This is a genomic window from Luteibacter sp. HAY1-4A (assembly GCF_056755355.1).
The window spans coordinates 13,435-40,258 of the sequence record NZ_JBNDHZ010000041.1 but is presented as its reverse complement, the minus strand read 5'-3'; the positions used below and the strand labels follow the sequence as shown (position 1 = coordinate 40,258).

Genomic DNA, 26,824 nt, shown 5'->3' with positions numbered 1-26,824 from the left:
AGATGTGTATAAGAGACAGGGGGACGGGGCCTTGTAATGGGACGTTATTGAACTGAATCGTTCGGTAAATAGTGTCCAACGAATGTGAATAAAGGGCACGTGGGCAATTATTTTCCGTCGCCCCTTTCAGAAGCTTGTCCGGACCTGCCATCGCAGCGGGGTCAAGGCGAACACGGGGCTGCCGTTAAAGACACCGGAGGGTCCGCCGGCGAGTGGCGGGGCCAAGGGCAGCAGGGGTCGACGACCGGTGGAAAGCGCGACGTTCAAGGTAGCGACGAGGGTGCGCGCCCGGCATGTGCGGCTGGCTACCTGGGCCGTGGCGCTTGCCTTGTCCGTCGGCGTGGCGGGCATCGTCGCGTTGCTGCAGCTCGACGTGTACCAGGGCATGCAGAGCGGCACGAGGCGGCAACTGGCCGCATCGGCCTCGGGCGCGGTTCGGATGATCGACCAGGACATCGATGCGACCCTGGGTCCCTTGCTCGCCCTGCGTAATGGGGTAGACAGCGCCGAATCGGGGCCGCTGCACGCCCGGTTGGCCGAAGTGCAGGCGCGCCACCCCGAACTTTCCAGCCTCGTCGCGCTCGACACCGACGGCGGTGTCATCGCTTCCACCAGCGTTCCCCTGGCGAACTGGCGCGCCAGCGTCGCCGCTCCGCGCCGCATGGCGCTGGGTGCCAAGGTTCGTGTCCTGGTCGCGGACGCGCAAGGTGCGATCCCCGCAGGCATTCGCATCCTGGTCGATTCGCGCGTGCCGCAGCCGGCCGCCTTCGGCACCGTCGTGGATGCGGTGCGCCTGCGCGACGAGATGCTCCGCTCGATGCTGAGCCACGGCGCGGCGATGAGTGCGTTCTCGATCGACGGCCGGCTCTTCGCAAGCAACCGCGACGATGTCGCTACCGCATGGACCTCACCGCCACCGGCCGCCGGCGCTTCCGGTGGCTACGACGACGGCAAACGGTTCCACGCATGGCTGGCTTCCGCCCGGCACCCTTATATGGTGCAGGTGAGCCTGGAGAGCGCCGCCACGAAGGCGGAATGGTTGCGGCAAGCCAGGCCATCTTTCCTGGCGACGCTGGCGCTCGTGATCCTGCTCAATGTCTTCGCCGCCCTGTTCGATCGTGCGTATCGGCGGCAGACGGGCCTCGTGGAAGCGCTGTCGCGAAGCGCGCGCCACCTGGGCGACGTGCAGCGGACGGGCCACATCGGCCTGTGGGAGGCGGACCTGGCCGAACGCACAATCGTCTGGTCCGGCCATGTGCACGAAATCACCGGCCTCCCGCCGGGCCGTACGATCGGCCGGCACGGCACCTATTACAAGCTGGTGCATCCCGACGATCAGCAGGCGGTCGTGGCCTGGCTCGCGTTGTTCGAGCACGGGGACGGCCCGTACGAATGCGAGCATCGCCTGTGCCGCCCCGACGGACGCGAGGTGCGCGTCATCGTTCGTGCGGCGCGCATCACCAGCGAGCAGGGCCACCGGATCCTCGCCGGCACGATCAGCGAGATCACCGCACTGCACGAGACCCGGCAGCGTCTCCAGAACACCGATCGCGACCTTGCCGCAAGCGAGGCCGCCTACCGGCAATTGTTGGCGCGGATGCCGTTGCCCCTGGTGGTCGTGCGCGACGACCGCATCGAATACGCCAACCGCCTGGCCGAAGACAGGCTCGGCGCGGACGGGCGCACCCTGGTCGGACGCCCCGCCGGCGATTTCCTCGACGCCTATGCGCTGGAAGCAACCCGGCGCGGCGCCGCCGAAGGCACCAGCATCGCGGCGTGGGTCGAACCCGAATACGGCATGCCCTTCGAGGCGGAACTCGCCCTGTCCGATTACCGCGATTCGCGCGGCCGCGGCACGCTGGTGATCGTTCGCGACATGACCGAGCAGCGCCGGTACGAAGAGCGCCTGAACCACCAGGCCACGCACGACGAACTCACGGGTCTTCCCAACCGGCGCGCGTTGCGGGAAACGCTCGAATCGATGCTTGCGCAAAAGGAGCTCGATGGCTCGGGGCTGATGGTGTTGTTCATCGACCTCGATCACTTCAAGGTCATCAACGATGCCCTCGGACATACGCTCGGCGACCAGGTGCTGCGCGACGTGACGCTGCGGCTTGGCGATGCCGTGGGCGGAGCGGGACAGGTCGGGCGCTTCGGCGGCGACGAGTTTGTCGCCGTGCTGCCTTTCGACGGTTCGCCCGCGAAAGCGGTCGACGTGCTGCCCCGCATCCAGCGCGCCATCGAGGAACCCCTGGAAGTCGCCGGCACGCTCCAGCGCCTGAAGTGCAGCATCGGCGTGGCCTTCGCGACGCGCGATGGCGCGGACGCCGATACCCTGATCCGCAATGCCGACACGGCGATGTACGACGCCAAGCGGTCGGGGCGGCACACCTGGAAGTGCTATTCGGCGGAGATGCACGCCACGGCAATGGCCCGCCTGACGGTGCTCACGCGTCTTTCCGGCGCAAACCTCGACAACGAACTCGCCCTCGCGTGGCAGACCCAGCACGCGGGGCCCGACAGCAAGACGATCGGCGTGGAAGCCTTGCTGCGCTGGCCGTCGGCACCCGGCGATCTTTGCCGCAACGACCGCCTCATTCCGCTCCTGGAAGAAACCGGCGCCATCGTGCAGATCGGCCAGTGGGTGCTGCGCGAGGCGTGCAGGCAGCAGCGGCTGGTGCTCGACACCATCGGCCACGGCTGCCGTCTCTCGGTGAACATATCGGCGCAGCAACTGGTGCACACCGACCTCGTGGCCGAAGTGCGCCACGCGCTGGCGGAAACAGGCGCAAGCGCATCCGCGCTGGAGCTGGAGTTGACCGAAAGCGCATTCATGCAGGAACCCGAGCGCGCGATACGCACGCTGCACGAACTGCGCGCCATGGGCGTCAGCATCGCCCTGGACGATTTCGGCACCGGTTACTCCAACCTTACCTACCTGTCGCGCCTGCCGCTGGACAAGATCAAGATCGACAAGCACTTCACCGGCACGCTGTTGCAGGACGACGTGGACACCTCGATCTGCCGCTCGATCATCTTCCTCGGCCGCAGCCTCAACCTGGAGGTGGTGGCGGAAGGCGTGGAGACGGAAAGGCAGCGCGACTGGCTGCTGGCGGAAGGTTGCGAGGCCATGCAGGGATACTTCTTCTCGCATCCCGTACCCGTTGAGGCATTGCGTCGTTCACCCCGGGAGCCAATGCGTTCGCCGCAGGACGATTTATCGAGCGACGCCACGCTCATACATTGAACGGTAGTGGCGTAGGGCCACGGTCGCCGGTGATCCCCATGTTTCGCGCTCCCGCTATCTTCGTCTCCCACGGTGCTCCTACCTTCGCGCTGGAGCCGGGATTGCTCGGCTCCCGCCTCACCAGCCTGGGCGAACGCCTGGCGAGCGCCAGTGGCATCGTCATCGTTTCGCCGCACTGGCAGACCTGTGGGTTCCGCGTCACGGGCGCCGCATGGCCGGCGACGATCCACGACTTCGGCGGCTTTCCGCCGGCCCTCTACGACCTGACCTACCCTGCGCCGGGCTCGGCGAGCCTCGCCGCGGAAACGGCGGCACTGCTGGCCGACGACGGGCTCGTCGTGACGGTGGATCCGGAGCGCGGATACGACCATGGCGCGTGGGTGCCCCTGCGCTACCTGCGTCCCGAGGCCGACACCCCGGTGATCCAGGTGTCGATGCCGCACAATCTCGATGCCACCGGAGCCTTGCGGCTGGGGCGGACGCTCGCCCCCCTGCGGGATCGCGGCGTCGCCATCGTCGGCTCGGGCAGCCTCACGCACAACCTCCACGAAGTGCGCCGCGACGGCGAGTCGGCCGGTTATGCGAAGGCTTTCGCGGCATGGAGCCGGCAAGCGGTCTTGGCGGGCGATGTCGAGGCCCTGCGCGATTATCGCCACGTGGCTCCAAGCGCCATTCGCGCGCATCCCACCGAGGAGCATTACCTGCCCTTGCTGGTGGCGGTGGGCGCCGCTGGAACCGACGCGCCCATGGCAATCGATGGGGGCATCACGTATGGCGTGCTGTCCATGGACTCCTACGCATGGGGCGTGCAGTAGGGCTTGGCCGCGCACGTTGACGCGATTTTTACCCGGGCACTATTGATCTGCCTATTTAACCCGGGTATTATTTGCGCATCGTCCCGACCCAGACAGCCCATGTCCACCTACACAGCCTTCCTCCGCCACTCCCGCCTCGCCTCGGGCTCCCTCGCCGCCGTCGCCGAGCACTGCAAGGCGCGCCTCGACGCCGATCCGGGTGCCGCGATCATCGTCTACGACGATGAAACCGGCCGGCCGGTAGACATCGATTACCGTGGATCGACCCACGACGTGCTGGCGCGACTCGCGCAGGCGGCTTCGCCGGAAATGACGGCGCCGGCCGCGGAGACCCGGCGAGGTCCGGGCCGCCCCCGGCTCGGAGTTGTCGCCCGCGAAGTGACGCTTCTGCCCCGCCACTGGGACTGGCTCGGCACGCAACCAGGCGGCGCGTCCGTCGCGCTGCGGAGGCTGGTCGAGGCCGCAAGCCGGGAGAACGTGTCCGTCGACCGCCGTCGACAGGCGCGGGAAACCGTCGATCGCCTGATGCTGGCGCTCGGCGGCGACTTGCCCGGCTACGAAGAAGCCTCCCGCGCCTTCCACCGCGGCGAGCGCGAACGCTTCGAGGCATTGCTCGAAGCATGGCCGGCGGACATGCGGGACTACGTTCGCGCGCTAGCGGAACCCGCCTTTGTGGGAGCCGGCTAAGCCGGCGATCCCGCGGCAGCGGGCCATCGCCGCTGAAGCGGCTCCCACAAGGACGATCAGGCCTCGCTTGGCCGCAGGCCCCGCAGCCCGCCGTTTTCCCTTTCCTTCCTGATCTTCAGCCACCGCTTGTACCGGCGCTTCAGCATGCGCCGGTATTTGCGCTCCTTGCGATCATGGTTCCACAGGTAGATCGCCGGCGTGCTCAGCAGCGTGAGCAACTGCGACACCAGCAGGCCGCCGACGATCGCGATGCCGAGCGGACGGCGCATCTCCGAACCCACGCCGAATCCGATCGCCAGCGGGAGCGCGGCGCCCATCGCCACCAGTGTGGTCATCGTGATCGGACGGAAGCGCACCAGCGCCGCCTGGCGAATAGCCTCCACCGGCGACATGCCATGTTCGCGCTGCGCCACCAGCGCGAAGTCGACCATCAGGATCGCGTTCTTCTTCACGATGCCGATCAACAGCAGCACGGCGATGATCGCCATCAGCGTGAGCTGGGTTTGCGTGACCAGCATGGCGAGGAAGGCGCCCGCGCCCGCCGCGGGAAGCGTCGAGATGATGGTGAGCGGATGGCCCAGGCTTTCGTAGAGGATGCCGAGCACGATGTAGACGGCGAGGATGGCGCCGATCAGCAGCACCATGCCGTTCGACTGCGCGTCGCGCAGGCGCTGGTTCGCCCCGGTGAAGTCCATGCGTATGCCGCCGGGCAGGCCGATCATGTGCACCGCCTGCTCCACCAGCGCGTTGCCCTTGTCGGCCGTGATCTTGGGCGCCAGGTTGTATGTGATATCCGCCGACTCGAGCTGGTTCTGGTGCGTGACCGCACTGGGCACCGCCACCGGCGCGATCTTCGCCACCGCCGACAGCGGGATCATCTTGCCCAGTTCGTTCTTCACGTAGGTGTTGAGCAAGGCCTCGGGGCTGAGTGTCTGCGCGGCCGCCGCGGTCAGCACCACCCAGTACTGGTTGATGTCCGAATAGATGATGGACACCTGGCGCTGGCCGAACGCGTTGAACAATGCGGAGTCGATGGTGCCCATGCCGACATGCAGGCGCCCCGCGGCTTCGCGATCCACCTTCAGCATCTGCTGCTTGCCCACGATGTCGAAGTCGCTGCCGACGTCACGGAACTCCTTCATCGTGCGCATCTGCCGCACGAGCTTCAGCACCCAGGGTTGCAAATCTTCGCCGCTGGTACTGATCAGCTGGAACGAATACTGCCCGCGGTTGCTGTTGCCGCCACCGCCGCCCAGGAACTGCACGGGGTTCATGAACACCTGGACGTCCGAGATCTTTGCGTACTCCTTGCCCAGGCGGTCCATGATCTCCTTCATCGATTCCCTGCGCTGGCCCGGACCGCTGCCTTTCGGCTTGAGGTCCACGAACATCAGGCCCTGGTTGCCCACGGCACCGCCGTTGTCGCCGCCGAGGATCGTCGTCACGTCGGCCACGGTGCTGTCGTTCTGCATGATGTCGCCGACGCGCTTCAGGCGCCGGCTCATCTCGTCGGGCGAGATATTCGCATCGGCGCTGATCTGCGCCTGCAGCATGCCGGTGTCTTCTTCCGGCATGAAGTTGCCGCCGGCGGTCTTCACCACGGCGATGGCCAGCAGCACGGTGGCCCCCAGCAGGATGAGCGGCTGCCAACGCATCAGGCGGCGATGGTGCAGCGCCCAGTCCAGCGCCCGCTGGTAGGCACGCAGGAAGCCGCGATCGAAGCGTTCCAGGGCGAGCTCCCAGCGGCCAGGTTTCCGGTCCGGCGCGTCGTGCTTGAGATAGTGCGCACAAAGCGCGGGGGTGAGCGTGAGCGACACGATCGCGGAGATCAGCACGGCACCCGCGAGGGTTACCGAGAACTCGCGCAGCAGCTTGGTGATCATGTTGTTGCCGAAGAGGAGCGGCGCGAACACCGCTACCAGCGACAGCGTGATGGAGATGACCGTGAATCCGATCTCGCGCACGCCCTCCAGCGCGGCCTCCATCGGCTTGGCACCGTTTTCCATGTGCCGCACGATGTTCTCGATGACCACGATGGCGTCGTCCACCACGAAGCCGATGCACAGCACCAGCGCCATCAGCGACATCGTGTTCAGCGTATAGCCCAGCGACCACATGATGACGAAGGCGCCCGCGAGCGACAGCGGCACGCTCAGCGTGGCGATCATCGTCGGCCCGAGGCGGCGCAGGAACACCATCATCACGAGTACCACCATGACGATACTGATCAGCAGCGCGACCTTTACCTCGTGCAGCGCCGACTGCGTGGTCTGGGTGAGATCGAAGATGGGGGTGACCTGGGCGTCCGCCGGCAGCAGGGAGCGGAAGCGCGGCAGCGCGGCGCGAATCGCGTCGGCCGTGGCGATGGAGTTGGCCTCCGGCCGCTTGCTGATCTGCATGGTGACCGAGCGTTCGCCTTGGAACCACGCTTTCTGGTACTGGTCCTGCTGGCCGCTGTAGACCTTCGCGATATCGGAAAGCCGCACGGGAATGTTGTTGCGCACGGCAATCAGGATGTTGGCGAAATCCGCCGGGTCCCGCAGGCCGTCGTTGGCGATCACCGTCATCTGCGTCCTGCCATCGGACAGCACGCCCTGCGGCGAATTCACGTTCGCCGCCTGCAACGCGTTCGAGACGTCGTTGGTGGTGATGCCCTTCGAAGAGAGCGCATTCGTGTCCAGCTCGATGCGCACCGCATGCGGCGTACCGCCGAACACCTGCACGCGCGACACGCCGTCGATCTGCGACACGGCGGGGCGGATCAAGGTGTCGACCACGTCGTAGAGCTTGTCCGGCGGCATGGTCTTCGACGTGAAGGCGACCAGCAGCACCGGAATCTGCCCGGTGTCGAACTTGAAGTACTGCGGCGGCGACGGCATGCCGGCGGGGAGATCCGCGGCCGCCGCGTTGATCGCGGCCTGTACGTCGCGCGCGGCGGCATCGGTGGAACGGTCGAGGTTGAAGCGGATGCGCACGAAGCCGGCGCCTTCGACGCTGTTCGAGTACATCTGGTCGACGCCCGGGATCTGGCCCAGGTGGCGCTCCAGTGGCGCGATGACCGTCGAGGCCATCGTCTGCGCGCTGGCGCCCGGCATCTGCGTCTGGATGAATACCGCCGGCACTTCGATCGAAGGCAGCGCGGCCACGCCCAGCAGCATGTAGGCGATGGCGCCGGCCAGGGTAAGGCCCGCCGCAAGCAGCGAGGTGCCTTTCGGCCGGCGGATGAATGGTGCAAAAAAGTTCACGGCACTTCCTGTGTCGCGGGACCACTCCCCGCGCCCGCGAACTTTATGACGTCCTGCCCGATTCGTCGCGTGTGCCTTTAGTGGGGCCCCTGCCGTAAGGCATGGCCCACCTGTCATGACAGGTGGGCACCTCCAGCATTCTCGTCAGGGTTAACGGACCGGCGAATACCGCAGCGTCAGATAGTAGGTGCGGCCCAACTGGTTGTAGTAGGCCGCGGTCTCGTAGCGCTTGTTCGCCACATTGGCCACGCGACCCTGCACGCTCCAGTCGCTGTCCACATGCCACGTCGCGCGCAGGTCGGCGGTGGCGTAGCCGCCGAGACGGCGTGTATTGGCGGCATCGTCGTAGCTGTAGCCCGCCGCGTTGATGGAGCCGCCGAGGGTCAGCGCGCCAAGATCCTTGTCGATGTCGGCGCGCGCGATGCGCCGCGGCCGCCGGGCAAGCAGATTGCCTTCCTGAACGCCGCCATCGCGGTTCTCCGGCTGCTGGAAGGTGAGATAGCCGCGCAGGTGCCACCCGTCGACATCGGCGCCTGCCTGGGCCTCCAGGCCGCGGATGCGCGCCGTGCTCACGTTGATCGGAAGGAAGTTGGCGTCGAACCCGATCAGGTCGTCCACGTCGGTGCGATACGCGTTCACGGCCCAGTTCCAGACGCCCGGGGCTGCGCTGAGGCCGATTTCCGCCGTACGGGATTTCTCAGGCGACAGGTTCACCGGCGCGCCATAGGGATAGAACTCGTCGTTGAAGGTGGGCGCATGGAACGCCGTGCCGTATGAGGCGGTGACCTTCATGCCATTGTCGAAGCGGAAGCCATACGCGGCCGACCCGGTCGTGTGGTTGCCGAACTGGGTGTTGTGGTCGTGGCGGGCCGAAAGTTCGAGCTCGTGCGGGCCGAAGACGCCGCGGTAAAGCGCGAACACGCCCGTGTTGTTTCGCGAGTCCGCGATGTAGGCCGTGTCGCTTTCCAGCTTCTCCTGCTGGAAATCCACGCCCGCGGTCAGCGTCTGGTCCTTCGACAGCGCGATGTCGTTCTGCCACGACGCCTGGTTGCGCTTGGAATAAAGGTAACCCACGCGCGCCTTGTCCACGCCGTAGTTCACGAAGTCGAGGGTCTTGTTCGCGCCATTCAAGTAGTTGTCGGCGCGATCCTGGTTCTGGCCGACCGACAGCGATACCCGCCAGTTGGCCAGCGCGTCGAAGGCCAGCTTCGCGCCCGCCACCTGTTGCGACCGGCGCGTCAGGTTCTGGAAATCGCCGTCGTATTCGATGTCGCCCTTGCTGCGCAGCCAGCTGCCGGTGAGTTCCGTGCCGTCGTCCCAGCGGTAACCACCCGAGAGGGCACCGTTATAGGTGCGATACGCGTCGTGGTCGGGCTCGTCGGTGAAACAGCCCGCGAAGGCCGCCGCCGCCCCGATGCGGCAGGCGTTGATGCCGGACGTGTACTGCCCGCCCAGGCTCGCGTTGTACCAGCCGTGCGCGGTGCCGCCGGAGAGCCCCACCTGCCCGGCCGTGTAGCCGTGGCTGCCGCTGGTGATGGACAGCGTCGGGGCTGGTGCCTGGCCCGCCTCGCCGTGCCGGGTGAAGATCTGGATGACGCCGCCGATCGCGTCCGAGCCGTACAGCGCCGAGCGCGGGCCGCGCACGACTTCGATCCGGTCGATCTGCTCCACGGGCAGTTGTTCGTAGGCGGGCAGCCCTGCGCCCACGGTGCCCACGCGCACGCCGTCGACCAGGACGAGTGTGTGCGACGAGTTCGTGCCACGCATGAAAAGCGATGTCTGCTGGCCGATGCCTCCCGTGTTCGACAGGGCTACCCCGGGGAGCCCCGCAAGCAGGTCCTGGACGCTGACCGGCTGCAGGCGGTCGATGTCCTCGCGGGTAATGACCGTGACGGGCGCGAGCACCTGGTCCAGCGGCGTCGCGAAGCGGCTGGCGGTGACCACGACGGGGTCGAGCCGGTCGGGGCCGTCGGCCGCATGGGCCAGGGCGGTCGTCGACAGCAGGGCCGTCGCGAGCAGGGTCTTCTTCAACACGTATGAGTCCTTCACCGCAGCGCGGCCTATGCACGGGGCCGGCGGAGGACGAAGGCGAACGGCGAGCGGGAACGGACCCGGCAGCTGTCCGGATCCGCCCTCCGCGAATCGACCGAAACAGGGACGCCCGCCAAAGGGCGGGACGCTCATCGGGCCGGTCTCCGGACTCGCGTCAGCCATCGACGATGGCCGGCACCGGTGCCTTCCCGCTTGCGCAGTGGCTTGTTGCCGGAGCCGCAAGAAAGCGCGAAGCGCCTCCCGATGCCGCTTACCGTTGCGGGGGCAGCGCCGGCTTCAGCCCGAAAGAGGGCCTACCGGCTTCCCGTTTAAGCCCCCGACCAAGGTCGAAGGGCCACCCGAACGGGCCGGATGGTACTCCGCAAGTTCCTTCCCTGTCACGAAATTTCAACTGAAACCTTAACAGCCTCTTGACGACCGCGAAATATTTCGATTACAAGCGTAAGGGATTGCCGCATGGGGCGTGTTCTTGCGCCACGGGGGCATGTCGGTATTCCACGCGTCCTGGGGAGGACGGTGGAGCGGACATGATCGCGGCCATCGATAACAGAGGTCCGTCTTCCAATTCGGTATCGGACTTCTCTTTGCTGTTTCTTTGGGGAGACAAACACATGCAACGTTCCATCCACCGCAACGGCGTCATCCGCCGGTCCGCCTTGTGCACCGCCCTGGCCCTTTGCTTCGCCAGCGGCGCCGTGCTCGCTCAGTCCAATGCTTCCGGTGTCGTGTTCGGTCGCGTCGCGCAGCCCGAGGGCGCCGTCGTCCACCTGACCAACCTCGATACCGGCCTTACCCGCGATGTCGGCGTGGACGCCGACGGCCGTTATCGCGCCAGCTCGCTCCCGGTCGGCCGCTACAAGGTCTCCGTCGAGCGCGGCGGCCAGGTTGCCGAAACCCGCGACAACGTCCAGGTGAACCTGGGCGGCGGTGTGGACGTCTCGTTTGCCGGCGCGGCCAGCGCCACGAGCGCCGAGGCGCAGAACCTCGAAGGCGTGCAGGTCACCGGCAACGTGCTGCCGGCCATCGACGTGTCGCAGGTCGACTCGCGCACCGTCCTCACCTCCGAACAGCTGCAGAAGCTGCCGCTCGCCCGCGACGTGACCGCTGCCGCCCTGCTGGCGCCGGGCGTCATCTCCGGCGACAGCCGCTACGGCAACGTCGCCTCGTTCGGCGGCTCCTCGGCGTCGGAAAACCAGTACTACATCAATGGCTACGCGGTCACCAACGCGCTCACCGGCCTGGGCTTCACCAGCCTGCCGTACGACGCGATCGACCAGCAGCAGATCTTCACCGGCGGCTACGGCGCCGAATACGGTCGTTCCACCGGCGGCGTGATCAACATCGTGACCAAGCGCGGCGGCAACACCTGGAAGGGTGGCGTCGGCATGTACTTCCAGCCGGCCGGCCTGCGTCAGAACCCGCGCAACATCTATCGCAAGAACGGCACGCTGTATCAGGAGCGGTCGGACAACAAGAGCACCGACACCCAGTACACCGGCTACATCAGCGGTCCGCTGATCGAGGACAAGCTGTTCCTGTTCGCTGCCGGCGATTTCACCCGTTCCAACAGCCGGAACACCAGCGTCGTCACCGCGCCGCAGAAGACGTACCAGGAGCAGAAGGCCACCAAGTGGCTGGCCAAGATCGACTGGAACATCACCGACAACCACCTGCTCGAACTGACCGGCTTCGGTGACAAGACCAACACCGAGCGCAGCGTGTACAAGTACAACTACGCCACCCATTCGCGCGGTGGGTACATCGGTACCGACAACCTCAAGAACTTCGACGCGGGTCCGGGTTCCGCGCCTGGCGGCGATGTGTACGTCGCCAAGTACACGGGCTACATCACGGACGACCTGACGATCAACGCCCTGTACGGCCACAGCAAGACCGTGCACGAGCGCAATCTCTCCTATGCATCCAACCCGAACTGCCCCTGGATCACGGACAACCGTTCGGTGAGCACGCCGATCGTCGGTTGCGGCCTCGTCAACGGCGCCGTGCTCGGCGACGGTGCTGAGGACAAGACCCACGGCTATCGCCTCGACGTCGAATACCGCATCGGCGACCACGACCTGCGCGTGGGTGTGGACAACCAGACCCTCGAGTCTTACGCCGGTAACGTCTACGAAGGCGGTTATCGCTGGGTGTACCAGGATGCCGGTACCGTTCCGAACCGCCCGGACATCGTGCCGCCCCCGGGCGCCGACTATTTCGTGGAAAAGCGTCTGTTCCAGACCGGCGCGGGCGTGAAGACCGAGCAGGAAGCGCAGTACATCGAAGACCACTGGCAGGTCACCGATCGCTGGATGGTGTACCTCGGCCTGCGTAACGAGCAGTTCAAGAACATCAACGGCGACGGCGCCACCTACGTGAAGCAGCGCCACCAGCTGGCCCCGCGCCTGGGCGCCACCTGGGACGTGTTCGGTGATTCCACGTTCAAGGTCTACGCGAACGCGGGCCGTTACCACCTCGCCATCCCGTCCAACGTCGCCATCCGCGGCGCTTCGGCCTCCACGTACTACAGCGAGTACTACTCGTACACGGGCGTGGGTCCGAACGGCGAGCCGACCGGCACTGCGCAGCTCGGCGCCCGCCGTTACCTCAACGGCGAAGACGGCACCCCGCTGGATCCGAAGACCGTGGCCGCGAAGGACATCAAGGCCTACTACCAGGACGAGTACATCCTCGGCTTCGACAAGGCGCTCAGCGAGAACTGGAGCTTCGGCGCCAAGGCCACGTACCGCAAGCTGAAGAGCTCGATCGACGACTTCTGCGATTCGCGTCCGTTCGAGTCCTACGCCGCGCGCAACGGCATCGACATCACCAACGCGTCGCTGCCGGGCTGCTACCTGTTCAACCCGGGCCAGTCGAACACCTTCCTCGTCGACGTGGGTGGCGGCCAGTACGTGCCGTTCAAGCTGACCAAGGATGACTTCACCTCGCCCGCAGGCGTGAAGTTCCCGGATCTGAAGCGCAGCTACTACTCGCTGGATCTCTACCTCGAGCACCATTTCGCGGACAGCTGGTACGGTCGCGTGGACTACACGTTCTCGCGCAGCTACGGCAACTCGGAAGGCCAGCTGAAGTCGGACATCGGCCAGCTCGATCCGTCGGTGACCCAGGACTGGGACGCTCCGGAAATCATGCAGTACACGAACGGCCCGCTGCCGAACGACCGCACCCATCAGCTGAAGGCGTACGGTTACTGGCAGGCGTCGCCGGAATGGCTGATCGGCGCCAACGTGGCCGTTGCCACCGGCCGTCCGAAGAACTGCATCGGCGTGGACCCGGTCGACGCGATCGACTACGGCGCGTCTTACTTCGAGTGCGGCCTGCAGCCGGCGCCGCGCGGTTCGAAGGGTCGTCTGCCGTACACCTGGAACCTCGACCTGAACGCCGAGTACCGCCCGATGTGGGCGGGCGAAAAGCAGCCGCTTGCCTTCACCGCCACGGTCTTCAACCTGGCCGGCAAGCAGCGCACGGTGGCGCAGGTGGACGTGGGCGAGACGGGTGCGATCAACGAAGACACCGGCATGCCGGTGAAGAGCATCAACTACGAGCGTCCGATCGCGTTCCAGAACCCGCGCTACTTCCGCTTCGGCGTGCGTTACGACTTCTCGCTCTAATCGGCGAGGACTACGGTGCGCCCGGACCAAGTATCCGGGCGCACCACGAGATCTCCCTGGAACTGGCCGGCGCGGAGCGCCGGCCTTTTTTCGTTGCAGCGATAACGGAGAAGATCGCGCTTGTAGGAGCCGCTGTAGCGGCGAGGCACTCTTGCGCGATATTCGCAATCTATCCTCGCCGCTATAGTGGCTCCTACAGGAGTGCCCGGAGTCTGCTTAGCTGAAGACCTTGTTGCCGCCGATCCAGGTCTCGATCACGTGCTGGGTTTCGTCCACCACCACGAAGTCCGCGCGATAGCCGGCAGCGATGTGGCCGTGCGTGGTGTCGAGGCCGAGGAAGGCGGCGGGATAGGTCGATGCCATGCGCGCGGCCTCGTCGTAAGCGACGCCGACCATGTGCACCGTGTTGCGCACCGCCGTGGCCATGTCCAGTGCGGAGCCGGCGATGGTGCCATCGGCCGTGCGAACGGCACCTTCGTGAACGGTGATGGTTTCGCCCTTCAGCACGAAGCTGGGGTTGTCCGAGCCGACCGGCGGCATGGCGTCCGTGACCAGCATCATTTTCTCGCGGGCCTTCGCCGCGATGGCGACGCGCAGCGACGCCGGATGCACGTGGTGGCCGTCGACGATGAGACCGCACCAGCTGCCACCGTCTTCCAGTGCGGCGCCGACCACGCCCGGCTCGCGGCTCGTGAACGGGGTCATGGCGTTGAACAGGTGGGTGAAGCCGCGCACGCCATTCGCGAGCGCGTTGCGCGTGGTGTCGTAATCGGCCGCCGTATGGCCGGCCGCGACGATCACGCCGTTCGACACGAGCTGCGCCAGCACCTCGGGCGAGGTGCGCTCCGGCGCGAGCGTGAGCAGGGTGACGCCGCCGTGCCGGCGCGCCACCATCGCGATGTCGTCGGCACCAGCGATGCGGAACTTCGCCGGATCGTGCACGCCTTTGCGCTCCGGCGCGATGAACGGGCCTTCGAGGTGGATACCGAGTACCCCGGGTACACCCTGTTCCACCGCGGCGTTGACCGCGTCGATGGCCTTCATCATGACGTCTGCATCGTCGCTGATCAGCGTGGGCAGGAAGCCCGTGGTGCCGAACCTCGCATGCGCCTCGCCGATGCGGCGGATGGTATCGACCGTGGGGGCATCGTTGAACAGCACGCCGCCACCGCCGTTGACCTGGCAATCGATGAAGCCGGGCAGGAGCGTGCGGCCGCCGAGGTCGTGGCGCTGCGCGGCGCGCACCCGCGGATCGGACGGCAGGGCGAGGCCGGTGATCGTGCCGCCGTCGACAAGCACGGCGAAACCGCCCTGGAATCCGTTGTCGGTGAGTACGCGGCCGTTGACGAGGGCGATGGTCATGTGTGGATATTCCTCTGTTTATTCCGTTCAAAAACCTGGCGCGCCAGCTCGCGGCATCCGCTCACGGCGTCGCGCGCAGGGCGCGCTCCTAAACCGTTTCCGTCACCTTGTTGAGGTGCGGCGGAACGTCCGGATCGAAGCCGCGCTTCAGTGCCAATGCGGCGGCGGCGCGGTAGAAACTCTGCACCGTGATGAGCGGCGCACTGATCGGCGCGGAAGCCACGAGGGGCAACATGCCTTCGCCCACGGCGCCCGGCGCGGCCACCCATACCTTGGCGCCGCGCTTGCGGAACTCGTCGGCGACCTCGAGCACGCCGGGCAGGGTGTCGTCGTTCTGTGCGAAGAAGAGCACGGGAAAATGCGGGCCTACCAGGGCCATCGGACCATGCTTCACTTCCGCCGAACTGAATGCCTCGGCATGCAGCCCGGAGGTTTCCTTGAACTTCAGCGCCGCCTCGAGCGCGCCCGCGAAGCCGAAGCCACGGCCGACGACGAAGAGGTTGTGGGCATCGACAAGGCCGTCGGTGAGTTCCGTCCAGTCCGCGTCCCAGCCTGTGCGAAGCTGCGCGGGCAGTGCGGCAAGCGCTTCGCCGATGGCCGCATTTCCGCTCCAGCGCGCGGCGATGTGCAGGATGGCCGCGAGCGCGCCGAGATAACTCTTCGTCGCGGCCACGCTCTTCTCGGGGCCGGCGTGCAGGGGTACCACCACGTCCGCGCAGGCGGCCAGCGGCGAGTCCACCACGTTCACCAGCGCCACCACGTACGCACCCGCCTGCTTCGCCGCTTCGGCATTGCGGACGATGTCGGGACTCTTGCCCGACTGCGACACCGCGATGTACAGCGCGCCGTCCATGCCCTGCTTTGCATGGTAGATCGAGGTGACCGACGGCGAGGCCGATGCGGTGACCACGCCCAGTTGCGTCTCGAACACGTATTTCGCGTACATCGCGGCATGGTCGGAGCTGCCGCGGGCGCAGGTGATCACCATGCGCGGCGGATGCGCGCGCAGGCGCTCGGCAAGAGCGCCGACCACGGCTTCGTTTTCGGAAAGCTGCCGCTCCACGACCCCGGCGGTCTCGTGCGCTTCGCGGAACATCAGGGTGTCTTGCGGAAGTTTCGTCATGGTGTGCTCGGAACCGTCAGTCGCTCTGCAGTTCCGCGACGAAATCGTAGATGTCGCCGCGGTACCAGGAGCAGGTGAATTCGACGATGCGGCCATCGTCGAGGAAGCTGCGCCGTTCGATGTTCAGGCCCGCGCTGCCGGCGCCGAGGCGAAGCAACCGCGTCTGCGCGGGACCGAGCACGACCGCGCGCAGGCGTTGCAGCGCGCGCAGGGGGCGGTTGCCGAGCTTGTCGAGGGCTTCGTAGAGGGAATCGACGACGAGGTTGGGGTCGGGCAGGAGGTCGAGCGGCACCGCGCTGCGTTCGATCGCCAGCGGCTCGTCGCCGGCATAGCGCAGCCGGTGGAGGCGGACGACCTGGGTGCCCGGCGAGAGATTCATCGCCATGGCTTCCTCGGGAGTGACCTCCCCGATGCCGCGCTCGAAGAATTCCGACCGCGGATTGAGGCCGCGGGCGCGCAGGTCTTCGGTGAAGCTGGTCATCCGCGAGAGCGGCTTCACGATGCGCTCGGACACGAACGTGCCGGCACCATGCCGCTGGGTCAGGAGCCCGTCCTCCACCAGACCACCGATGGCCTTGCGGACGGTGACGCGGGACAGGGTGAGGGCCCTGGCCAGGTCGCGTTCGCTCGGCAGGGCGTGGCCCACCTGCACCTCGCCGTTTTCGATGACGTTCCGGATGGCGCGACGCAGGCGCATGTACGCCAGCGGCTGCCGGGCGGCCGGGTCGTGCTGGAGGCGCTGGTATTCGGCGACGAGGGCGGATTCCATTCGGCGAACATACCAATCCACGACCACTGAGGCAAGCCGATGCAAGTGGTGGCATACCAGCGGTCCGTTCAAACAGTCGTTTGCACGATCTAAATTTCTCCGGAAACGTTTCCATTGCGTTTCCCGAGCGTGAGCGTGGCGTTTTCGGGACAGCGATTGGTACGGGGCTGGTACGTCGTGGTATGTCACTGGTACGATCCGGAGGCATCTTCCTCCGATCCCTCAAGAGGCCACTGTCGTGAGCGCTCCCCTCCTGCCGATCGAACCCTTCGATCTGGTCATTTTCGGCGGCACCGGCGATCTCGCCGTCCGCAAGCTGCTGCCCGCCATGTACCACCGCTTCGCCGACGGCCAGATCCAGGCCACCAGCCGCATCATCGGCGTGGCGCGCGAAGGCCTGGACGACGACGCCTACCGCCAGCAGGTGCGTTCGGCGGTCGAGAAGGCCGTGTCGCACATCGTGCCGGCCCAACTGGACGCCTTCATCCGCATGATCGGCTACCGCTCGCTCGACGCCCGCAAGGCCGACGGCTGGGAGGAGTTCGCGGCGCTGATGGCGGCCGAGCCGAGCCACATCCGTGTGTTCTACCTGTCGACCTCGCCGGACATCTTCACCGACATCTGCCAGCGCCTTGGCGGCCTCGGGCTCAACGGCGAGCGCTCCCGCGTGGTGCTCGAGAAGCCCATCGGCCGCGATCTCGAGAGCGCGAACGCGATCAACGACGCGGTGGCCCAGGTGTTCGGTGAGTCGCAGACCTACCGCATCGACCACTACCTCGGTAAGGAAACGGTGCAGAACCTGCTGGCGCTGCGCTTCGGCAACGCCCTGTTCGAACCGCTGTGGAACGCGCAGCACATCGACCACGTGCAGATTACCGTGGCCGAAACGGTCGGCGTCGGCCATCGCGCCGGCTACTACGACCGCGCCGGCGCGCTGCGCGACATGGTGCAGAACCACATCCTCCAGCTCCTGTGCATGCTTGCCATGGAGCCGCCGTCGTCCCTCGCGCCCGACGCCGTGCGCGACGAGAAACTCAAGGTGTTGCGCTCGCTGCGTCCCATCGACGGCGCGAACGCGGCCCAGCTCACCGTGCGCGGCCAGTACCGCGCCGGCGCGGCGGAAGGCCAGGGCGTTCCGGGTTACCTGGACGAACTGGGCAGCGACCAGTCCCGGACCGAAACCTTCGTCGCCCTCAAGGCGGAGATCGGCAACTGGCGCTGGGCGGGCGTGCCGTTCTATCTGCGTACCGGCAAGCGCCTGCCGAGCCGTGTGTCGGAAATCGTGGTGACGTTCCGCGCGCTGCCGCATTCCATCTTCGATCCCACCAGCGGTCCGCTGCTGCCCAACCGTCTCACGCTGCGCCTGCAGCCCGACGAGGGCGTGAAGCTGTGGCTGACCATCAAGCATCCGGGTCCGGGTGGCCTGCGCCTGCGCCACGTGCCGCTCGACATGAGCTTCGCGGCGGCGTTCGGTGTGCAGCAGCCCGATGCCTACGAGCGGCTCATCCTCGACGTCGTACGTGGCAACCCGACCCTGTTCATGCGCCGCGACGAGGTCGAGGCCGCATGGAACTGGGCCGGCCCCATCCTCGACGCCTGGGAAGCCAGCGGCGACACGCCGAAGCCGTACACCGCAGGCACCTGGGGTCCGAGCGCCGCCGTGGCGCTCATCGAACGCGATGGCCGAACCTGGGCCGAGGACGCCGCATGAACGCCAAGATCAACCGTCACGACTTCGCCGACCGCCTGACCCTCGCCGACATGCTCGCGCGGGACGTCGCCTCGAAACTGGATGCCGCGATCAAGGCGCGCGGCAAGGCCACCATCGCCGTGTCCGGCGGCGGCACGCCGAAGACGATGTTCGCCGTGCTGGCCGAGCAGGAAATCGACTGGTCGAAAGTGACCGTCACCCTGGTGGACGAACGCTGGGTGGACACCGACAGCGACCGCTCCAATGCGCGCATGGTGGCCGAGCACCTCTTCCACCACGAGTCGCACACCGCGAGTTTCGTGCCGCTCTTCGACCGTGCGCACAAAGACAACGTGGACGACGCACTGGACGACGTGGGCGCGCGCATCGACGCGCTCGGCATGCCGTTCGACGTGGTGTTGCTGGGCATGGGCGGCGACGGCCACACGGCGTCGTTCTTCCCGGGCGGCGACAACCTGGCCGCCGCGCTCGATCCGAACGGCAAGCGCACGGTGATCTCGATGCGCGCCGAAGGTGCCGGCGAGCCGCGCATCACGCTCACCCTTCCGCGCGTGCTCGATACGCGCGCGCTCTATCTGCATATCGAGGGCGATGACAAGAAGCGCGTGCTCGAACAGGCGGAGAAGGGCGGCGATTTCCCGATCGCGGCCGTGCTGAAGCAGGACCGCGTGCCGCTGGACGTCTACTGGGCTCCCTAAGCATGGCCATCCATCCCATCCTCGCCGAAGTCACGCAGCGCATCGTCGAACGCAGCCGAGCCTCGCGCGCCGCCTACCTCGCCAAGATCGACGCCGCGCGGGGCAATGGTGCGAAGCGCCACCACCTGTCCTGCGGCAACCTCGCACACGGCTTCGCCGCGTGCGCGGAAGGCGACAAGGATGCCCTGCGCAACGGGCAGGCGGCCAATATCGCGATCGTCACGTCGTACAACGACATGCTCTCGGCACACCAGCCGTACGAGCGCTATCCGGAGCTGATCCGCCGGACCGCGCGTGAACTCGGTTCCACCGCGCAGGTCGCGGGCGGCGTGCCGGCCATGTGCGACGGCGTGACCCAGGGTCGTCCGGGCATGGAGCTATCGCTCTTCTCGCGCGACCTGATCGCCATGGCCACCGCCGTGTCGCTGTCGCACGACATGTACGAAGGTGCGTTGTACCTCGGCATCTGCGACAAGATCGTGCCGGGCATGCTGATCGGTGCGTTGAGCTTCGGCCACCTGGCCGGCGCCTTCGTTCCCTCGGGGCCGATGCCGTCGGGTATCCCGAACGAAGAGAAGTCGAAGGTGCGCCAGGCATACGCGGCCGGCAAGGCGTCGCGCGCCGAACTGCTGGAAGCCGAAGCGCGTTCGTACCACGGCGCCGGCACGTGCACGTTCTACGGCACGGCCAACTCGAACCAGATGCTCATGGAGATCATGGGCCTGCATCTGCCGGGCGCGAGTTTCGAGGCACCCGATACACCGCTGCGCGACGCCCTCACGCGCGCCACGGTGGAACGCGTGCTCGCCATCGACACGCTTGGCGACCACTATCTTCCGCTGGGCCGCATCGTCGACGAGCGCGCCATCGTCAATGGCGTGGTGGGATTGCACGCCACCGGCGGTTCCACGAACCACCTGCTGCACCTCGTGGCCATCGCGCGGGCCGCCGGCGTGGAACTGCGCTGGGACGACTTCGATGCGCTCTCCGCGGTCGTGCCGCTGCTGGCGCGCGTGTATCCCAACGGCTACGCCGACGTGAACCACTTCCATGAAGCCGGCGGCATGGGCTTCCTGATCGACCAGTTGCTCGACGCCGGTCTGCTGCACGACGACGTGAACACGATCATGGGGCACGGGCTGCACCACTACCGCAAGGTTCCGTCGCTCGACGGAGACGCCCTGGTGTGGAAGCCGGTGTCGAAGGAAAGCGGCAATCGCGGCGTGCTGCGCTCGATCCACGAACCGTTCCGTCACGACGGCGGCCTGCGCATGCTCAAGGGCAACCTCGGCCGTGGTGTCATCAAGGTCTCGTCCGTGCCCGACGATCGCATGGTGATCGAGGCGCCGGCCATCGTGTTCGACGAGCAGGACGACGTGAAGGCGGCTTTCGATCGCGGCGAACTGAACTGCGATTTCGTCGCGGTCGTACGTTTCCAGGGGCCGCGCGCCCGCGGCATGCCGGAACTGCACAAACTCACGCCCACGCTCAGCCTGTTGCAGGATCGCGGACATCGGGTCGCGCTGGTGACGGACGGACGCATGTCCGGCGCATCCGGTCGCGTGCCCGCGGCCATCCACGTCACGCCGGAAGCGGAGGCGGGTGGTCCGATTGCCCGCGTGCGCACCGGTGACCTGGTTCGCGTCGACGCCGTGAACGGCACGATGGAAGTACTGGTTGCCGCCGACGAATGGCACGCGCGCACGCCCGAAGCCGCCGACCTTGCCGTGCACCACAGCGGCATGGGCCGCGAACTGTTCGCCATGTTCCGCCAGTCGGCCGTCACGGCCGACCTCGGTGCGGGCGTGTTCTGATCCACCGGAGTAGAGATGAGCAACGAAGCGAAGCAACAGCGTGTGGAATCGACCTTGCGCCTGGCGCCGGTCGTGCCGGTGGTGATCATCGAGGACGCCTCGAAAGCCGTGGGCATGGCCCGTGCGCTGGTCGCGGGCGGCGTGCCCGCGATCGAAGTGACGCTGCGGACACCTGCCGCGCTCGAGGCGGTGCGTGCCATCGCGGCGGAAGTGGAAGGCGCATTCGTCGGGGTGGGCACCGTGCTCACGGCGCGCGACCTGGAAAACGCGCACAAGGCCGGCGCCCAGTTCGCGGTGTCGCCCGGCAGCGCGCCACGGCTGCTCGATGCCGCCGACGATCACGACCTTCCCTTGCTGCCGGGCGCCGCCACGTCCAGCGAGGCCATGGCCCTGCTCGAGCGCGGTTATCGTTTCCAGAAGTTCTTCCCGGCCGTGCCGGCCGGCGGAACGAAGTTGCTTGGCGCCTGGGCCAGCCCGTTGCCGCAGATCCGTTTCTGTCCCACCGGCGGCATCAGCCTCGCGAACGCACCGGAGTTCCTCGCGTTGCCGAACGTCGTCTGCGTGGGCGGTTCGTGGCTCACGCCTGCCGACAAGCTGGCGGCGTCGGACTGGGCGGGTATCGAGGCATTGGCGCGCGAGGCGTCGCAGCTGGCCCGCCAACGGTAGGCGATGGGCTTTATGTGGGAGCCGCTTCAGCGGCGATGGGTTCTTGCGATGAGCTTGCCCGCTGCCGCGGGATCGCCGGCATAGCCGGCTCCCACAAGACCTGCCGGGGCCCGGAGCGCCATGCGATGATCTGTCGCCTTTCGTTCCCGCGGTCTCGATCATGACTTACATCTTTCTGGCGGTCGTCTTCAGCGTTGCCGTCTCGGTGCTGCTGAAGCTTGCCCGCAATCGCGGCATCGACATCGTGCGGGCCGTAGCCACGAACTATGTCGTGGCCGCCCTGCTCGCGGTGCTCTTGTTGGGCGCAACCCCACAAGCGGCGATCGAGGCGAAGGCCACCTGGACACCGCTCGTCCTGCTTGGCGTCCTGCTTCCCGCGATCTTCCTGATGCTGGCTCGTTCCGTCCGCAGCGCCGGCATCGTGCGCACCGATGTCGCCCAGCGCCTGTCGCTCTTCCTGTCGCTCGTGGCGGCTTTCGCATTCCTGGGCGACACGCTGACGGAAGCGAAGACGCTGGGCATCGCGCTAGCCTTTGCCGCGGTGCTCTGCGTGCTCTGGCGCAAGGAGCGCGGGACGATGGAGCGCGGCGGCTGGCTCGCGCCGCTGGCGGTGTTCGCCGGCTTCGGCGCCATCGACATTTGTTTCAAGCTGGTGGCGCAGGCGGGAGCGCCGTTCGCGAGCGCTCTGCTCGCCTCGTTCCTGATCGCGATGGTGCTGTGCTGGATCGCGGTGCTGGTGCGCGCAGCGATGCGGGCCGCGCCGGTCAACCTGCGCAGCCTGGGCTTCGGCGTGCTGCTGGGTGTCGCCAACTTCGCGAACATCCTTTTCTACGTGCGCGGCCACCAGGCCCTGCCGAACAATCCGTCCCTGGTTTTCGCTTCAATGAACGTCGGCGTGGTGGTGCTCGGTACGCTGGTGGGTGCGTTTGGCTTCAGGGAACGCCTGGCGGTGGTCAACTGGATCGGCATCGCGTTGGCGATCGGCGCGATCGGCGTCATGGCTTACGCCTAGCGCTTTGTGTGGGAGCCGCTTCAGCGGCGATGGGTGCTCGCGGCAAGCTTGCCCGCTGCCGCGGGATCGCCGGCACAGCCGGCTCCCACATTTAAGGTCGACTCTCACATTTTTTAAGGTCGACTCTCACATTTTTTAAGGCCGGCTCCCACATTTAAGGCCGGCTCCAACCATCAAAGCCGGGCTCCACAATGAGGTCAGGGCCGACGCGGCGCGGTCGAGCCGCGTACCACCAGGTCCGGGCTGAAGCCTTCGTTCTCGATCATCGGATCGTCCTCGTCGCGTTCGATTTCCGCGATGAGGCGCTGCGCCGCGTGGCGTCCGATCTCGCCGGTGTTCTGCCGCGCGGTGGTGAGCGCCGGCCAGGACTGCTTGGAAAAGGGGCTGTCCTCGAACCCCGCGATGGATAGCTCCCAGGGCACGTCGACGCCACCCGAGCGTGCCGCAGCGAGTACGCCCGCCGCGATCTCGTCGTTCGATCCGAAGATGGCAGTGGGCGGCTCCTTCAGCGCGAGCAGCTTGCGCGCACCCCGGAAGCCGTCGTCGAACGAGTAGTCGCCCTCCACCACCAGCCGCTTGTCCACGCCGATGCCGTATTCGCGAAGGGCGTCTTCGTAACCCTGGTAGCGCTCGGGGCTGGAACGATGTTCCTTGCCGCCCCAGAGGAAACCGATGCGGTGGTGGCCGAGCTGGATGAGGTGTTCGGTGATCGCATACGCCGCGTCGCGGTCGTCCACGAACACGCAGGGCCAGCCGTCTTTCGGGTCCTGCCGCGCGGAAATGATGCGCACGAAGGGCACGTTCTGTTCCGTGAGCGAGGCGAGGAGCCCGGGCTGTTCCGACATCGGCGGGCAGAGCACGAGGCCGGCGAGCCGGTTGCGGCGAACGAGGTCGCCCAGCTGCTCGGCGAGCTTCGGCGCGGACGAATCGCAGGGATGGATCTGCAGGCCGAAGCCACGCTCCCGGCAGACCGAGAGCACGCCGTTCTGCATGGCGATGACGTAGTGTGCGTTGGGATTGTCGTAGACGAGGCCAAGGGCATACGTACGGGCGCTGCGCAGGCTGCGCGCCGCCTGGTCGGGCTGGTAGTCCAGCGCGTCGATGGCGCGCTGCACCTTCTCGCGGGTACGCGCGTGCACCGACGGTTCGTGGTTGATGACGCGGGAGACGGTCTTCAGCGAAACGCCGGCCCGCTCGGCCACGTCCTTAATGGTAGGGCTACGCAATCTACGACCCTCGATAGCAAGACGGCCATCCTAGCGGATGGCCGTCACGGAGCGAAGAAAGGCGAATCAATCGCGAACGTGCTGTCCCACCCGGTGCCCGGCCGCGCCGTAGTACAGGATGTACAGGTAGCAGGGCACCATGAGGCAGAGGAACACGGCCTGGAAGTCGAAGTGCTGCTTCAGGTGCGCGAACAACACCGGAATGACGGCGCCGCCGGCGATACCCATGATCAGGAAGGCCGAACCGAACTCGGTCAGCCGTCCCAGCCCCTTGATGGCGAGCGGGAAGATGGCCGGCCACATCATGGCGTTGGCGAAACCCAGCGCGGCGACGAAGGCCACCGACACGTAGCCGCTCGTGACATAGGTGCCGAGCGAGAACACGACACCCAGGATCGCCGAGAAGGCGAGGTAGCGCTGCTGCGAGACGAAGCGCGGGATCAGCAGCAGGCCCGCCACGTAGCCCACGAGCATCGCGATCAGCGTGTACGAAGTGAAGTGACTGGTTTCGGCCGGCGACATGCCGAAGCCCTGTCCGTAGGTGCCGATCGCGTCGCCGGCCATCACCTCGACGCCGACGTACACGAACAGGCAGAGCACGCCCAGCCACAGGTGCGGGAAGCTGAAGAGGCTGCCCTTGCCGTGTCCGATGGCGCGCTCGGAGTTGTCGCTGGAAGGCTTGATCTCGGGCAGCGAGGAACGCACCACCCAGATGGCGAGCACCACGAGCAGGCCGGCCATCACCATGTAAGGCATGTGCACCTTGGCCGCGAAAGCCGCCAGCAGCGCGTCCTTCTCCGCCGGCGAGGCCGCCGCCGCGATCTGCTTGTCGAAGCTGCCGATGTTGCTCATCACCACCGCACCGAAGACGAACGGTGCGAGCGCACCGGCCACCTTGTTGCAGATGCCCATGAAGGCGATGCGCTGCGCGCCGCTCTCGATGGGGCCGAGGATGGAGATGTACGGATTGGACGCGGTCTGCAACAGCGAAAGGCCGGCGCCGATCACGAACAATCCGGTAAGCGCTCCGGGATACACGCGCATCGTGACGAACTGGCCGAACATCACAGCGCCGATCGCCATGACGAAGAGGCCGAGGCCCATGCCTTTCTTCATGCCCGTTTTCTTCAGGATGAAGGAGGAGGGCAGGGCGAGGAAGAAGTACGACAGGTAGAACGCCATCGGTACGAGGAAGGCGTTCACGTCGTCGAGGTTGAAGGCCAGCTTGACGAAGGTGATCAGTGGCCCGTTGAGCCACGTGACGAAGCCGAAGATGAAGAACAGGACACCGATGATGATCATCGGGACAAGGCTGGAATGGCGCGTCTCGTTGACCGCAGCCGTGGTGGACGACATGGATGCACCCCTCTCGCAGGGGCCGGACGCGCCCCGATCCGCCCCTTTATCGGCTTCCCTGCCCAACGTTGTCAATCATGGCGCTGCGCTGGTGGGTGACTCGTGGCAGGGGGTCACGCTCTCGATGTCGCGCCGCGTCAAGGCACCGTTCGGGAGCGTCGGACGCCAATTCTCGCCGTTACAAGGGCTTACGGGGCAAATACGTGAGCACCGACGGAAACGTTTCCTGTTGCGGCGCGTTATGGAATGTTGGCTGTCCTGACCATTTGTCCTGTTGACAACGTTGTCATCGCAAGCCAAGACTCGGCTCCATAACGGGGTTGTCACGATAGTTTCCAAGGGGTGGTACGTGGGGGAATCGGCCAAACAGCGGGAGATGCCGCGTGCGTCGCGAACGGGGGCGTTCCTGGCCGCCGACGTGGGTGGCACGCATGCCCGCATCGGCCTCGTTCGCCGCGCGGACGAGTCATCGGCCATCGACGTGCTCCGCTACGAGCGCTATGCCTGCGCCGAGTGGCCCAGCCTCACCGCGGTCCTGCAGGATTTCGTCGAACACCTGGACGGCCAGGTGGCCATCGAGCATTGCGCCGTGGCGAGTGCCGGTTACGTCGTTGGCGACGCCATCGTCAACGAGAACCTTCCCTGGCCGGTGTCGATCGGCGACATCCGCCGGACGCTCGGCCTTTCCGGGCTCGCCGTGGTCAACGACTTCGAAGCCGTGGCCTACGCTTGCCAGTTCCTCCAGCGCCATGAAACAGCGGCGATCATCGAGACGGATGCGGCGCCTGCGGAAGGCCCGATCCTCGTGATGGGCCCCGGTACCGGCCTCGGCTCGGCCGTCCTGCTGCCCGGCCGTCCGCACGCCACCGTGCTGCCCACCGAGGCGGGGCAGATCTCGCTTGCGCCGGGCAATGCGCGCGAGGTGGCCATCCTGGGCGAACTGGCCCGCGACCGCGACTACGTTTCCTACGAGACGGCCCTGTCCGGACCGGGCCTCGTCAATCTCTATCGAGCCATTTCCACGCTGCGCGGCACCGCCGCGACGCTGGCCGAACCCGCCGCCGTCACAGGCGCCGCCCTCGACGGCAGCGATGCCGCCGCGTCGGAAGCGCTGGACGTCTTCTGCGGGTTGCTGGGCAGCTTCGTCGGCGACCTTGCCATGCTCTACGGCGCACGCGGCGGCGTGTACCTGGCGGGAGGCATCCTTCCGCAGGTTCGCGAACGCCTGCTCGCCAGCAGCTTCGCCACCAGGTTCTTCAACAAGGGCGTCATGCGCGCCTTTCTCCAGCAAGTGCCGGTACGTCTGATGGACCACGGACAGTTGGGTGTGATCGGTGCCGCCGGTCTCTACCTGCACGGTTCGACCGCTCATTGAAGAGCGGGAAAGGAACGCAGGCTCAGTTCAAAAA

General features: G+C 66.6%; 17 protein-coding genes and 1 riboswitch. Of the genes, 10 read left to right on the top strand and 7 right to left on the bottom strand.

Going from position 1 to position 26,824, the window contains the following annotated elements; all coding sequences use genetic code 11:
* Positions 1-280: 280 nt before the first annotated feature.
* From ACPYOD_RS14270 to ACPYOD_RS14260, 3 genes are all read left to right on the top strand, one after another.
* The gene (locus ACPYOD_RS14270; protein WP_481302389.1) at positions 281-3,247 is read left to right on the top strand and encodes an EAL domain-containing protein; all 2,967 of its coding nucleotides are present in this window, start codon (positions 281-283) and stop codon (positions 3,245-3,247) included.
* 38 nt (positions 3,248-3,285) lie between these two features.
* Positions 3,286-4,062, top strand: a complete 777-nt coding sequence (locus tag ACPYOD_RS14265) for a dioxygenase family protein (protein WP_481302388.1) — start codon at positions 3,286-3,288, stop codon at positions 4,060-4,062.
* A gap of 99 nt (positions 4,063-4,161) precedes the next feature.
* Positions 4,162-4,749, top strand: a complete 588-nt coding sequence (locus ACPYOD_RS14260) for a DUF2239 family protein (protein WP_481302387.1) — start codon at positions 4,162-4,164, stop codon at positions 4,747-4,749.
* A 56-nt stretch (positions 4,750-4,805) separates the two neighbouring features.
* Here ACPYOD_RS14260 and ACPYOD_RS14255 read toward each other — a convergent pair whose 3' ends face one another.
* The gene (locus ACPYOD_RS14255) at positions 4,806-7,994 is read right to left on the bottom strand and encodes an efflux RND transporter permease subunit (RefSeq protein ID WP_481302386.1); all 3,189 of its coding nucleotides are present in this window, start codon (positions 7,992-7,994) and stop codon (positions 4,806-4,808) included.
* 150 nt (positions 7,995-8,144) lie between these two features.
* Positions 8,145-10,028 (bottom strand): TonB-dependent receptor domain-containing protein, encoded by a 1,884-nt coding sequence (locus tag ACPYOD_RS14250; RefSeq protein ID WP_481302385.1) that lies wholly within the window; start codon positions 10,026-10,028, stop codon positions 8,145-8,147.
* Positions 10,029-10,163: 135 nt separating this feature from the next.
* A riboswitch (cobalamin riboswitch) is annotated at positions 10,164-10,403 on the bottom strand.
* Positions 10,404-10,657: 254 nt separating this feature from the next.
* Between ACPYOD_RS14250 and ACPYOD_RS14245 the strand changes: the two genes are divergently transcribed.
* Positions 10,658-13,678 (top strand): TonB-dependent receptor, encoded by a 3,021-nt coding sequence (locus tag ACPYOD_RS14245; protein ID WP_481302384.1) that lies wholly within the window; start codon positions 10,658-10,660, stop codon positions 13,676-13,678.
* A 216-nt stretch (positions 13,679-13,894) separates the two neighbouring features.
* Here ACPYOD_RS14245 and nagA read toward each other — a convergent pair whose 3' ends face one another.
* From nagA to ACPYOD_RS14230, 3 genes are all read right to left on the bottom strand, one after another.
* Positions 13,895-15,040: an N-acetylglucosamine-6-phosphate deacetylase gene (gene nagA / locus ACPYOD_RS14240; RefSeq protein WP_481302383.1), complete on the bottom strand. Its 1,146-nt coding sequence runs from the start codon at positions 15,038-15,040 to the stop codon at positions 13,895-13,897.
* 88 nt (positions 15,041-15,128) lie between these two features.
* Positions 15,129-16,163: an SIS domain-containing protein gene (locus ACPYOD_RS14235; RefSeq protein WP_481302382.1), complete on the bottom strand. Its 1,035-nt coding sequence runs from the start codon at positions 16,161-16,163 to the stop codon at positions 15,129-15,131.
* Positions 16,164-16,179: 16 nt separating this feature from the next.
* A complete protein-coding gene (locus ACPYOD_RS14230; RefSeq protein WP_167029794.1) occupies positions 16,180-16,932 on the bottom strand; it encodes a GntR family transcriptional regulator in 753 nt (250 codons plus the stop codon).
* A 238-nt stretch (positions 16,933-17,170) separates the two neighbouring features.
* Here ACPYOD_RS14230 and zwf point away from each other — a divergent pair, with 238 nt between their 5' ends.
* The 5 genes from zwf (at position 17,171) to ACPYOD_RS14205 (ending at position 22,833) form a co-directional block, all read left to right on the top strand.
* Positions 17,171-18,643: a glucose-6-phosphate dehydrogenase gene (zwf, locus tag ACPYOD_RS14225; protein ID WP_481302381.1), complete on the top strand. Its 1,473-nt coding sequence runs from the start codon at positions 17,171-17,173 to the stop codon at positions 18,641-18,643.
* Positions 18,640-19,341, top strand: a complete 702-nt coding sequence (pgl, locus tag ACPYOD_RS14220; RefSeq protein WP_481302380.1) for a 6-phosphogluconolactonase — start codon at positions 18,640-18,642, stop codon at positions 19,339-19,341. Before zwf ends, pgl begins: the two co-directional genes overlap by 4 nt.
* A 2-nt stretch (positions 19,342-19,343) precedes the next feature.
* Positions 19,344-21,155: a phosphogluconate dehydratase gene (gene edd / locus ACPYOD_RS14215; RefSeq protein WP_481302379.1), complete on the top strand. Its 1,812-nt coding sequence runs from the start codon at positions 19,344-19,346 to the stop codon at positions 21,153-21,155.
* A 15-nt stretch (positions 21,156-21,170) separates the two neighbouring features.
* Positions 21,171-21,821, top strand: a complete 651-nt coding sequence (gene eda, locus ACPYOD_RS14210) for a bifunctional 4-hydroxy-2-oxoglutarate aldolase/2-dehydro-3-deoxy-phosphogluconate aldolase (protein WP_481302378.1) — start codon at positions 21,171-21,173, stop codon at positions 21,819-21,821.
* 160 nt (positions 21,822-21,981) lie between these two features.
* A complete protein-coding gene (locus tag ACPYOD_RS14205) occupies positions 21,982-22,833 on the top strand; it encodes an EamA family transporter (RefSeq protein ID WP_481302377.1) in 852 nt (283 codons plus the stop codon).
* Between the two features lie 197 nt (positions 22,834-23,030).
* Here ACPYOD_RS14205 and ACPYOD_RS14200 read toward each other — a convergent pair whose 3' ends face one another.
* Positions 23,031-24,059 carry a LacI family DNA-binding transcriptional regulator gene (locus tag ACPYOD_RS14200; RefSeq protein WP_481302376.1) on the bottom strand — a complete coding sequence of 343 codons (1,029 nt, stop codon included), beginning with the start codon at positions 24,057-24,059 and terminating at the stop codon, positions 23,031-23,033.
* A gap of 66 nt (positions 24,060-24,125) precedes the next feature.
* Positions 24,126-25,415 carry a sugar MFS transporter gene (locus ACPYOD_RS14195; RefSeq protein WP_481302375.1) on the bottom strand — a complete coding sequence of 430 codons (1,290 nt, stop codon included), beginning with the start codon at positions 25,413-25,415 and terminating at the stop codon, positions 24,126-24,128.
* A gap of 349 nt (positions 25,416-25,764) precedes the next feature.
* Here ACPYOD_RS14195 and glk point away from each other — a divergent pair, with 349 nt between their 5' ends.
* The gene (gene glk, locus ACPYOD_RS14190) at positions 25,765-26,790 is read left to right on the top strand and encodes a glucokinase (RefSeq protein ID WP_481302374.1); all 1,026 of its coding nucleotides are present in this window, start codon (positions 25,765-25,767) and stop codon (positions 26,788-26,790) included.
* The last annotated feature ends 34 nt before the right edge of the window (positions 26,791-26,824 follow it).

Bases quoted from the DNA above. Each gene is read 5' to 3' on its own strand.
- edd (WP_481302379.1), top strand. From the start codon at position 19,344: ATGGCCATCCATCCCATCCTCGCCGAAGTCACGCAGCGCATCGTCGAA.
- pgl (WP_481302380.1), top strand. From the start codon at position 18,640: ATGAACGCCAAGATCAACCGTCACGACTTCGCCGACCGCCTGACCCTC.
- ACPYOD_RS14230 (WP_167029794.1), bottom strand. From the start codon at position 16,932: ATGGAATCCGCCCTCGTCGCCGAATACCAGCGCCTCCAGCACGACCCG.
- nagA (WP_481302383.1), bottom strand. From the start codon at position 15,040: ATGACCATCGCCCTCGTCAACGGCCGCGTACTCACCGACAACGGATTC.
- ACPYOD_RS14205 (WP_481302377.1), top strand. From the start codon at position 21,982: ATGACTTACATCTTTCTGGCGGTCGTCTTCAGCGTTGCCGTCTCGGTG.
- ACPYOD_RS14195 (WP_481302375.1), bottom strand. From the start codon at position 25,415: ATGTCGTCCACCACGGCTGCGGTCAACGAGACGCGCCATTCCAGCCTT.
- eda (WP_481302378.1), top strand. From the start codon at position 21,171: ATGAGCAACGAAGCGAAGCAACAGCGTGTGGAATCGACCTTGCGCCTG.
- ACPYOD_RS14260 (WP_481302387.1), top strand. From the start codon at position 4,162: ATGTCCACCTACACAGCCTTCCTCCGCCACTCCCGCCTCGCCTCGGGC.
- ACPYOD_RS14265 (WP_481302388.1), top strand. From the start codon at position 3,286: ATGTTTCGCGCTCCCGCTATCTTCGTCTCCCACGGTGCTCCTACCTTC.
- ACPYOD_RS14235 (WP_481302382.1), bottom strand. From the start codon at position 16,163: ATGACGAAACTTCCGCAAGACACCCTGATGTTCCGCGAAGCGCACGAG.
- ACPYOD_RS14245 (WP_481302384.1), top strand. From the start codon at position 10,658: ATGCAACGTTCCATCCACCGCAACGGCGTCATCCGCCGGTCCGCCTTG.